This is a genomic window from Streptomyces sp. DvalAA-14 (assembly GCF_900091855.1).
Taxonomy (GTDB): Bacteria; Actinomycetota; Actinomycetes; order Streptomycetales; family Streptomycetaceae; genus Actinacidiphila.
Map to the genome: position 1 here is coordinate 1 of NZ_FMCH01000407.1, position 9,846 is coordinate 9,846.

8 protein-coding genes are annotated in these 9,846 nt (G+C 73.3%); 4 read left to right on the top strand and 4 right to left on the bottom strand.

The window, feature by feature from the left end; genetic code table 11:
* Positions 1-1,518, bottom strand: coding sequence for a gluconokinase, GntK/IdnK-type (locus GA0115240_RS21450; RefSeq protein ID WP_093738645.1), 1,518 nt, complete (start codon positions 1,516-1,518; stop codon positions 1-3).
* A gap of 260 nt (positions 1,519-1,778) precedes the next feature.
* Here GA0115240_RS21450 and GA0115240_RS36280 point away from each other — a divergent pair, with 260 nt between their 5' ends.
* Together GA0115240_RS36280 and GA0115240_RS21455 are read left to right on the top strand one after the other, a co-directional pair.
* Positions 1,779-2,000, top strand: a complete 222-nt coding sequence (locus GA0115240_RS36280; protein ID WP_141708918.1) for a hypothetical protein — start codon at positions 1,779-1,781, stop codon at positions 1,998-2,000.
* 316 nt (positions 2,001-2,316) lie between these two features.
* Entirely contained in the window at positions 2,317-5,280 is a 2,964-nt protein-coding gene (locus GA0115240_RS21455) for an alpha-L-rhamnosidase-related protein (protein WP_256069917.1), read from the top strand.
* 67 nt (positions 5,281-5,347) lie between these two features.
* Here the strand turns inward: GA0115240_RS21455 and GA0115240_RS21460 are convergent, their stop codons facing one another.
* The gene (locus tag GA0115240_RS21460) at positions 5,348-6,496 is read right to left on the bottom strand and encodes a cysteine desulfurase-like protein (protein ID WP_346267964.1); all 1,149 of its coding nucleotides are present in this window, start codon (positions 6,494-6,496) and stop codon (positions 5,348-5,350) included.
* A gap of 256 nt (positions 6,497-6,752) precedes the next feature.
* Between GA0115240_RS21460 and GA0115240_RS21465 the strand changes: the two genes are divergently transcribed.
* Positions 6,753-7,184, top strand: coding sequence for a DUF2267 domain-containing protein (locus GA0115240_RS21465; RefSeq protein WP_093738649.1), 432 nt, complete (start codon positions 6,753-6,755; stop codon positions 7,182-7,184).
* 306 nt (positions 7,185-7,490) lie between these two features.
* Positions 7,491-8,642: a baeRF10 domain-containing protein gene (locus GA0115240_RS21470; protein WP_093738651.1), complete on the top strand. Its 1,152-nt coding sequence runs from the start codon at positions 7,491-7,493 to the stop codon at positions 8,640-8,642.
* 74 nt (positions 8,643-8,716) lie between these two features.
* Here GA0115240_RS21470 and GA0115240_RS21475 read toward each other — a convergent pair whose 3' ends face one another.
* Positions 8,717-9,385 carry a response regulator gene (locus GA0115240_RS21475; protein ID WP_093738653.1) on the bottom strand — a complete coding sequence of 223 codons (669 nt, stop codon included), beginning with the start codon at positions 9,383-9,385 and terminating at the stop codon, positions 8,717-8,719.
* The coding region (locus GA0115240_RS37650) for a sensor histidine kinase (RefSeq protein ID WP_237555086.1) at positions 9,382-9,846 on the bottom strand (465 nt) is incomplete at its 5' end. The genes GA0115240_RS21475 and GA0115240_RS37650, both read right to left, overlap by 4 nt.

Here is a 9,846-nt window from a genome sequence, read left to right on the forward strand (position 1 = left end):
TCACGCCGGTATCCGCCGTGCGGCCAGCCGCGCCTGGACCTCGGCGACGATCTGCAGCGGCGGCAGATCCGCGCGAAGGGTCATGCCGGCCTCGTCCGGCTCCAGCGGTTCGAGCGCGTCGAACTGCGAGGCGACCAGCGACGCGGGCATGAAGTGGCCGCCCCGGCCGGACAGCCGGGCGGTGGCGTCGGCCTCGTCGATGACGAGGTGCACGAAGAAGGTGTCGGGGTGGGCCGCGCGCAGCACCTCGCGGTAGATCCTCTTGAGCGCCGAGCAGGTGACCACGAGCCCCTCCTCCGGCGGGGTCGCGGCGGCGCGCCGCGCGATGGCCGCCAGCCACGGGCTGCGGCTGCGGTCGTCGAGCGGGACGCCCCGGGCCATCCGGTCGATGTTCTGCGGCGAGTGGAAGCTGTCGCCCTCCTCGAAGGGCGCCCGCAAGGAGGCCGCCAGGAGCTTGCCGACGGTGGACTTGCCGCTGCCGCTGACCCCCATCACGACGACGGGGGCATGGCCGGCTCCGACGATCTCCCCCATGGCCTCCCGGAACGGCGCCCGGTCGGTCGCGCGCAGCCGGTCGACGTTGAACCGGACGAGGCCGGCGCGGAGTTGCTCGCGGACGACGGGATCCTGGAGGTGCCCGTAGCGGATCTCGGCGAGGATCGCCTCGGCGAAGGACTCCGCGGTGGCGGCCAGGCCCTGGTCGACGGCGTGCGCGAGTCCGACGTGGAACCACATGGCGGCCGGCTGCGGCCGCACCGGGTAGCGCCGGACCGTGCCGGCGCCGGAATCGGGACCGGGGCCGGGGCCAACACCGGAACCGGGACCCGTGTCGGAGCCGGGGCCGGGCGCCGGGTGGGGCCCGGACACGGCCGCGGCCGGGGCCGGGAGCGGGTCGCCGCCGGCCCAGTCCCGGTCGATCCGGTGGTTCAGGGCCATCTCCACCGGGTGTGCCAGCCGTACGAGCAGTTCGTTGCCCGAGCCGCGCAACAGGGTCCGGTGGAACAGCGCGTCGACATCGCGGAAGCGCTTGCGGATCCCGAGCCCCGCCTCGGGCTGGTCGAAGTCCGCCGCGGTGCTGAGGGCGTGCAGCTCGTGCGCGAGGCTGATGAGGTCGTGGCAGATCTCGGCCGCCCGCCGGCCGGCCGCCAGCCGGGCGGCCCGCGGCTCGATGGTCTCGCGCAGTTCGGTCAGCGAGCGCATCTGGCTGTCCGGCGCCCGCTGCAGGCGCCAGGCGATCACGTCCGGGTCGAGGAGGTCCCAGTCGCCCAGTGCCTGGACGGTGGCGCCGATCCTCGGCTGGAGGTTGACCAGCCCCTTCTGGTGGAGGGTCTGCAGTGCCTCGCGCGCCATGGGCCGGGTCACCCCGAGCTCCTCGGTCACGGCCTCGACGGTCAGGTGGAAACCGCGGGGCTTGCCGCCGTCCACGATCTGGCCGCCGAGCTCCGCCACGATCCGCGCCGTGGAACCCCTGGCCGCCTCGCCGGAGTTCGCGGTGTCTCCCCGTTCGTCATCACTCATGGCAGGCACGCTACATCACAAGGCAGATCTGATCATCCGTAGGATCGGCCCCAGTTGGCCACTCTCTCCGCCATCGAGCCGCCGGAAGGACGCGCGCATACGTCATTGACCGTAGATGGGCAGCCCGTCGGCCGCGCGATGGTCGATCACACAACGCTGAAGAATGCTCCTTGGCTACTGTGGTCGTCATATCCGAGCGGGCCGCCGTCTCGTGCACCTCCGGTTGCCCCGCCCGCGCCTCGAAGCTGGAGGATGACCGCATGTCCGGACCGACACCCCCTCCGCGCCCGCCGGACCCCTTACCGCTGCGGTGGGCGGTGATCTTCCTCGGCGCGCTGGTCGGCGGCCTGCTCGTGGGCTCGCTCACCTTCCTCCAGACGACGAGCTGGCCCGCCACGCTGCTGGCCGCGCTCGGCACCTTCGGCGCCACCGTGCCCGCCCTGCACACCCTGCTCGGCCCCGCGGACGACAGGCGTTCCTAGGCCGTGTCTGACAAATCCCGCCTGCCCCGCCCTGCGGGCGGACGGCGCTATTTGTCAGACACGGCCTAGCGCTGCGACCGGATAGGTCCACCGAGGCCCGCGGACACGCCCGCGGGCACGACCGCCGACCCGCCCGCCCGGGGTCCGCGAAGGTCCGCCGAGGGGTCGACGCCGTTCGCGTAGAACGTTTCAGGCCGGTCCCGCCCGCTCCCTTGACGCCCCGTCAGCACCGCTCATAGAGTGCGCACGCTTGTCGTGAATGAATCGATTCATGCCGACGGGAGCCGCGCTCCCACCGATTCGGAGGGTCAGCGTCGTGGAAGTTCCCCACCTGCCCGAACACCGGTCGTCATCCGCCCGGTCGTCATCCGCCCGGTCGTACCGCGCCTGGATCGTCTTCCTCATCGCCGCCGCCTGGGCCGCGGTCGGCCTCCCGTCGAGCACCGCCGCCTCCCCGGCGCCCGCCGGCTCCCGGGCCGTCGCCGCGGTGGCGGCCGCCGCGCCCGCCGGACGCTCGGCGGGGGACGCGTACATCTACGCCCCGTCCAGCCGGACGCTGCCCCCCGTCGCCGTGCACAGCACCTCCGGTTCGGTCGGGTCGCCGCAGAACGTGCTGTCCGGGGCCTCGACCCGCATCTCCGGGGCCAACTCGGCACTGGTGCTCGACTTCGGCAAGGAAGTCGGCGGCCTGGTGACGCTGAAGTTCGCCGGGGCGAGCGGCAGCGGCCAGCAGGTCGGCCTCGCCTTCAGCGAGTCGTCGCTGTACACCGGACCGATCAGTGACCTGAGCGCCGGCACCGTCTACTCCGGCTCGGGCACCGACGGCGCCCTGCACACCACCGTGAACGGCGCGGGCACCTACACCATGCCGACCGACAAGCTGCGCGGCGGCTTCCGCTATCTGACCGTCTTCCTGTCCTCCTCCGGCTGGGTGGACCTCGACGGCGTCTCGCTCGCCTTCACCGGCGCCGCCGGCATGAGCGACCCCAGCGCCTACCGCAACTACTTCTATTCCAGCGACCCGCTGCTCAACAAGATCTGGTACGCCGGCGCCTACACCGTCCAGATGGACACCATCGACCCCGGTACCGGGCGGGCCTATCCGCCGCCCGCGTCCGGATGGGAGAACAACGCCGTCATCGGCTCGGGGGCGGGCATCCTCAGCGACGGGGCCAAGCGCGACCGGGCGGTGTGGCCGGGCGACCTGGGCGTCTCGCTGCCCACCGAGTACGCGTCCACCGACGACATCGCGTCCACCAAGAACGCCCTCAACAGCCTCTACCAGCACCAGAACTCCTCGACCGGTGAACTGGAGTACGGCGGACCCGCGGTCAACTTCTACGGCTCCGACACCTATCACACCTGGACGCTGATCGGGACCGCGTCCTACTACACCTACTCCGCCGACAAGGCCTGGCTCGACTCGGTCTGGACCCGCTACAAGCTGGGCATGGCCTTCATCACCGCCAAGATCGACGGCACCGGGCTGCTCAATGTCACCGGAACCGCCGACTGGGCCCGCGGCGGCCAGGGCGGCGAGAACATCGAGGCCAACGCGCTCCTCTACGCGGCCCTCACCGGTGGCGCCGCGCTCGCCCGCGCCGAGGGCGACACCGCCGACGCCACCGGCTGGCAGCAGCGCGCCGCCGCGGTCAAATCGGCGGCCAACCAGCGGCTGTGGAACAGCACGATCGGCCTCTACCGGGACAACCCCACCAGCACCCTCTACCCGCAGGACGGCAACTCGCTGGCCGCCTGGTACGGACTGACCGACAGCCCGGCGAAGAACACCGCCATCGCCCGCGCGCTGGCCGCCCGGTGGAACAACGTGGGCGCCGCCAGCCCCGAGAAGGACGGCGGAGCCATCGGCACCTTCCCCGGATCGATGGAGGTCCAGGCCCATTTCGTGGCCGACGACGACATCAACGCGCTCACCCTCGTCCGGCGCGAGTGGGGCTACATGCTGAACAGCCCGACGGGGACCGGCAGCACCTTCTGGGAGGGCCTGCGTTCCGACGGCTCCTTCGACTACGGCGGCACCTACATGAGCCTGGCGCACGGGTGGGCGACCGGCCCGACATCCGCGCTCACCTTCTACCTGCTGGGCCTGGCGCCGACCGGCACCAGCCAGTTCGACTTCGTCCCGCATCCCGGTGACCTGACCCACACCGAAGGCACCATCTCCCTCCCGCAGGGCACGGTGACGGGCGACTGGGACTACGACGCGGCCGCGGGGACGCTCACCGAGCAGCTGACCAGCCCGGCGGGGAGCACCGGCCGGATCGGCGTACCCACCTACGGCTCGGCCGACGTCAGCGTCTCCGTCAACGGCTCCCCGGTGTGGAGCGGCGGCGCCTTCCACGCCGCCGCCGGCGTCACGGGCGGCTCGACGGACGGCAGTTACGTCTACCTCACCGGGGTCGCGGCCGGCAGCTACACGGTGTCCGCCACCGGCCTGTCGGCCCCCGCCGCCTTCAGCACGTCGGTGACCGGGTCCGCGCTGCCGGCCGGCTACACCCTGTGCGCCGCCGAGGGCGGCACCTGCACCCCGAGCGGCACCCAGGTGATGGCCTACGGCGCCGGCGGCTACGCCTACCGGACCGCCACCGGCGCCACGAGCTGCTCGAGCGCTTCCTTCGGCGGCGCCGACCCGGCCTACGGCGTGCTGAAATCCTGCTATCTGGCCCCCGCCGGCGGGCCGTCGGGCTATACGGCGTGCGCCGCCGAGCACGGCACCTGCGCCGTCGGCGGCACCCGGGAGGTCGCCTACGGCGCGGGCGGCGCCTTCCGCTTCCAGGTCGTCACCGGCAGCGTCGCGTGCACCAATGACGCCTTCGGCACCGACCCGCTGTCCAACGTCGCGAAGAGCTGCTGGGTCGCCCCGTCCGGACCGCCGCCCGGCAACTGGACGGCGTGCGCCGCCGAGCACGGCACCTGCGCGGTCACCGGAGCCCAGCCGATCGCCTTCGGGGCCGACGGGGCCTTCTGGATCGGCCGGTCCAGCGGTTCGACGAGCTGCGACGTGGACACGATGGGTATCGATCCGGTCTACAACGTGGCCAAGTCCTGCTACGCGTGGGCCGGCCCGCCGGCCGGCTACCCGGTGACGTGCTCGGCCGAGAACGGCACCTGCGCGCTGAACGGCCGCAGGACGGTGGCCTACGGCGCCGACGGCGACTACCTCTACGCGACGTTCACCGGCAGCGCCCCGTGCACGAGTGCCGCCTTCGGCAGCGACCCCCTCGCCGGCGTGGCCAAGTCCTGCTACGTCACGTCGTAGCGGCCGGACAGCCGGCGACGGACCCGGCGCCGAAGGTCGTCGCGCCCGGTGGCGGGGCCCCGCCCCGCTACCGGGTCAGCTCTCCGACGCCCGCCAGCAGCCGGTCGACGTCGTCCGTGGTGTTGTACGGGGAGACCCCGGCCCGCACCGCGCCGGGCGCGCCGAGTCCGATGTGCCGGGCGGCCTCGATCGCGTAGAAACTGCCGGCCGGGGCGTTGACGCCCTGCGCGGCCAGCCGCTCGTACACCTCCTGGGGGGAGCGGCCCGCCACGGAGAACAGCGCGGTGGGGGTGCGCCGCTTCGGCGAGCCGTGCAGCGTCACACCGTCGATCGCCGCCAGCCCGTCGAGCAGCCGGGTGAAGATCTCCTCCTCGTAGGCCTCGACCTGCCGCATCGAGTCGGCGATCCGGGCGCGGCGGGAGGCGGCGGGTGAGCCGCCGAGGCCCGCGATGAAGTCGACGGCGGCCGTGGTCCCGGCCAGCGTCTCGTAGGGCAGTGTGCCCAGTTCGAACCGCTCGGGCACGCTGTCGCCGGACGGCAGCAGCTTGTCCGGGCGCACCGTCTCGAGCAGTTCGGGCGCCGCGGCCAGCACGCCGTGGTGGGGGCCGAAGAACTTGTACGGCGAGCAGGCGTAGAAATCGGCGCCGAGGTCCGCCATGGAGACGGCGGCGTGCGCGGTCAGATGGACCCCGTCCACATAGGCCAGCGCGCCCGCGGCGTGCGCCGCCTCGACTACGGCGGCGGTGTCCGGGCGGCTGCCGAGCAGGTTGGAGGCGGCCGTGACGGCCACCAGGCGGGTCCGGGGGGACAGCTCGGCGGCCACGTCGTCCACCGAGAGGTCGCCGGTGACGGGGTCGAAGCCGGCCCAGCGCACGGTCGCGCCGGCCGCCTCGGCCGCGGTCACCCAGGGGCGGATGTTGGCGTCGTGGTCGAGCCGCGTCACCACCACCTCGTCACCGGGGCCCCACTGCTTGGCCAGTGCCCGGGCCATGTCGTAGGTCGCCTGGGTCATCGAACGGGCGAACACCACCCCCTCGGGCCGGCAGTCCAGCAGGTCGGCGACCGCCGCCCGGGCGCCGGCCACCACCCCTTCCGCGCGCCGCTCGGCGGCGGTCACGGCGCCCCGGTTGGCGATGCCGCTGCACAGGGTGTCCGCCACCGCCTGCCCGACCCGCAGCGGCACCTGCGAGCCGCCGGGGCCGTCGAAGTGGGCCACTCCCCGGGCGAGAGCGGGAATTCGCTGCGGACCTGCGCGATGTCGAGAGGCATGTGCCCATCCTGCCCGGCCGGGTCCCGGCGTCAAGGTGCCCGAACGCGGCCGGCGCACCGGCACCCGACGCGGGGGTCGCCCGGCGGCCGCGCGGTCACGGCCGGCCGTCGTCCGACACGACAATGGCGGCCGTTATGTCCATAATGTCGAGTGGATCATGTCCTACGCCGTACCTCGCACCGCGCCGGGAAAGGACAGACAGATGGCGGAAACAGGCCTCTCGTCCTTCAACGTCACCGTTGACACGACGAACACGCTGCTGCACCACATCGAACGGGCTCAAGGGTGGCCGAAAGAGCAGCGCCACCAGTCCTACAGTGCCCTGCGGGCCACGCTGCACGCGCTGCGCGACCGGCTCACCGTCGAGGAGACGGCGCATCTGGCCGCCCAATTGCCCCTGCTGGTGCGCGGCATCTACTACGACCGCTGGGACCCGAGCCGGGTGCCGGTGAAGATGGACAAGGACGAATTCCTGGCCCGGGTGGGGGCGGAGTTCCCGCACCAGGTCGACGGCGGGATGGAGGAATTGGCCAAGAACGTGCTGCGGGCACTGAAGGCGCACATCTCCGAGGGCGAATGGCACAACATCGGCTCGGTCCTGCCCCGCGACCTCCAGCAGCTGCTCCCCGCCTGAGCGGCCCCGCGGCGCCGCGTGCCGCCGGGACGCCGGTGTCCCGGCACGCACACGTTCCGCCGCCGTCGCGCCACCCGGGGCGACCGGGCGGCGGCCGACGCGCGGTCGCCCCGGCCTCGGGCGGCCGTCCGTTTGCCCGTCGGCCCCCCGCGGCGTTTGCTGGTAACGGTGGGCCGATCGAGGTCCACGGTGCCGAGGGCGGACGCACGGGGTCCACGCGTCACGGACCTGCCGCGCAACCAAGGTGCCTGTCCCGGCCCGCCGAGAGGCGGCCGGGCGCGGGCGCCGGAACGGCGAGGAGCAGAGATGATCACGCAGGAGACGATCGACCGGCTCGTGCAGTTCGAGGAGTCCCGGTTCCCGGTGGTGTCGGTCTACGCGCAGGTCGATGTGGATCAGCCGGCTCGTCTGGAATTCCGTGCCCGCGTGCTGGACCTGCTGGACCGGATCCGCCCCATGGCCGAGGACCGCTCGCTCGACCGTGACGTGCGGATGTCGGTGCGCGACGACCTGGCGCGGATCATGGACGCGGTCGTCGACGACCGCAAGACTCCCGGCGCGGTCGCCTTCTTCTCGTGCAGCGGCCGGAACCTGTTCGAGGAGGTCGCGCTGCCCCGGCCGGTGCACGACCGGATCGTGCAGGACGCGACCCCCTGGATACGTCCGCTGGTGGCGACGCTGGAGGAGTACCACCGGACCTGCGCCGTCCTGGTCGACCGGAGCCGGGTCCGGAGCTGGGAGTTCTACCTGGACGAGATGCGCGAGACCGACACGTTCCGCGATCCGTTCCCGCGCACCACCGGCTACCCGGACGGCCGGGGCGGCGACCGGCTGCGCCACAAGGCCGACGAGATGACCAAGCACCACTACCGGCGGGTCGCCGAGCTGCTCACCGACCGCTTCCGCCGCGGCGAGTTCGAACTGCTGGCCGTCGGTGGTCAGGCGGACGAGCTGCCGGCCTTCCTGGACTGCCTGCCCGCCGACCTGCGGGTCCGGCTGGCCGGCACCTTCACCGCGGACATGGACAGCGCCACCCCGGCCGAGGTGCGGGCCAGTGCCCGCGCGGTCCTGGAATCCCATGACCGCGCGGAGGAGAAGCGGCTGGTGGACGAGTGCCTGGACGCCGCGGCGGCCGGGCAGCCGGCCGCGGTGGGCCTGGACGACAGCCTGTGGGCCGGCTCGGTGGCGGCGGCACGGAGCCTGCTGGTCCAGGACGGGGAGACGGTGCCCGGCGTGGTGTGCGACCGGGACGGCTGGCTGGCGCTGTCCGGAACCACCTGCCCGCTGTGCGGCGAGGCGGTCCGCCAGACCCCCGACGTCGTCGACGAGCTGGTGGCGGCGGTGATCGAGGACGGCGGCAGCATCGAGCACGTGCGGGCCAAGACGCCGCTGCGCGAGCACGTGGCCGCGGCCACCCTGCGCTTCCCGCTGCCGCCCCGGCCCGGCGCGGACGACTGAGCGACGGCAGCGCGACGGACGGCTGAGCAGCGGGCGGCTGAGCGTGGACGCCTGAGCGGCGGACGCCGGCCGGCTCAGCTGCGGCGCGGGCTGACCAGGCCGGCGTCGTAGGCGATGATCACCGCGTGCACCCGGTCGCGGGCCCCGATCTTGTCCAGGATGCGGCCCACGTGCCCCTTGACGGTGGACTCGGACAGCACCAGCCGTTCGGCGATCTCCCGGTTGGTCAGACCGCCCGCCACCTCCACCAGCACCTCGCGCTCGCGTTCGGTCAGGCGCCGCAGGTGGGCCAGGGCGCCGACCCGTTCGGGGTCCTGGGGCAGGTGCTGCGCGAAGGTGTCGAGGAGTCTGCGGGTCAGGGCCGGAGCCACCACCGCGTCGCCCGCGGCGACCGCCCTGATGCCGGCCAGCAGTTCGTCGGGCAGCGCGTCCTTGAGCAGGAAGCCGCTGGCTCCGGCGCGCAGCGCCTCATGGGCGTAGGCGTCGACGTCGAAAGTGGTGAGCACCAGGATCCGGGACCGGTGGCCGGCGGCAAGGATGCGGCGGGTGGCCTCGATGCCGTCCATGCCCGGCATGCGCACGTCCATCAGCACCACGTCGGGGCGCAGCCGCTCGGTCAGCCGTACCGCTTCCGCGCCGTGCGCGGCCTCGCCGACGACCGTGGTCTGCGGGCTGCTGTCCAGCAGCATCCGGAAGCCCATGCGCTGCAAGGGCTGATCGTCCACGATGAGGACGGTGGTCATGAGCGCTCCTCCTGCCGGGCCGGCGGTGCGAGGGGTGCGACGGGGGCGAGGGGATCGTCGGACGCGACCGGGGCGAGGGGATCGGGCGGATCGTCGGACGCGACAGCGGACGCGACGGGGGCGAAAAGGGCGGGCGGATCGTCGGACGCGACGGGATCGAGGGGCAGGGTGGCCGCGACCGACCAGCCGCCGCCGGGGCGCGGGCCCGCGGTCGCGGTCCCGCCGGACAGTACGGCGCGCTCGCGGATGCCGATCAGGCCGAGGCCGTTGCCGTCGGGGGCGGCCGGCGCGGCGCTGTCGCCGGGACCGGTGTCCCGCACCTCGAGGTGCACCGTGTCGGGCGTCACCCGCAGGGTCACCAGCAGACCGGTCGCGGGGCCGGCGTACTTGAGCGCGTTGGTGAGCGACTCCTGGACGATGCGGTAGACCGCGAGCTGCACGCCCGGTGTGGGCGCGGTGAT

Bases quoted from the DNA above. Each gene is read 5' to 3' on its own strand.
- GA0115240_RS21450 (WP_093738645.1), bottom strand. From the start codon at position 1,518: ATGAGTGATGACGAACGGGGAGACACCGCGAACTCCGGCGAGGCGGCC.
- GA0115240_RS36280 (WP_141708918.1), top strand. From the start codon at position 1,779: ATGTCCGGACCGACACCCCCTCCGCGCCCGCCGGACCCCTTACCGCTG.
- GA0115240_RS21465 (WP_093738649.1), top strand. From the start codon at position 6,753: ATGGCGGAAACAGGCCTCTCGTCCTTCAACGTCACCGTTGACACGACG.
- GA0115240_RS21470 (WP_093738651.1), top strand. From the start codon at position 7,491: ATGATCACGCAGGAGACGATCGACCGGCTCGTGCAGTTCGAGGAGTCC.
- GA0115240_RS21475 (WP_093738653.1), bottom strand. From the start codon at position 9,385: ATGACCACCGTCCTCATCGTGGACGATCAGCCCTTGCAGCGCATGGGC.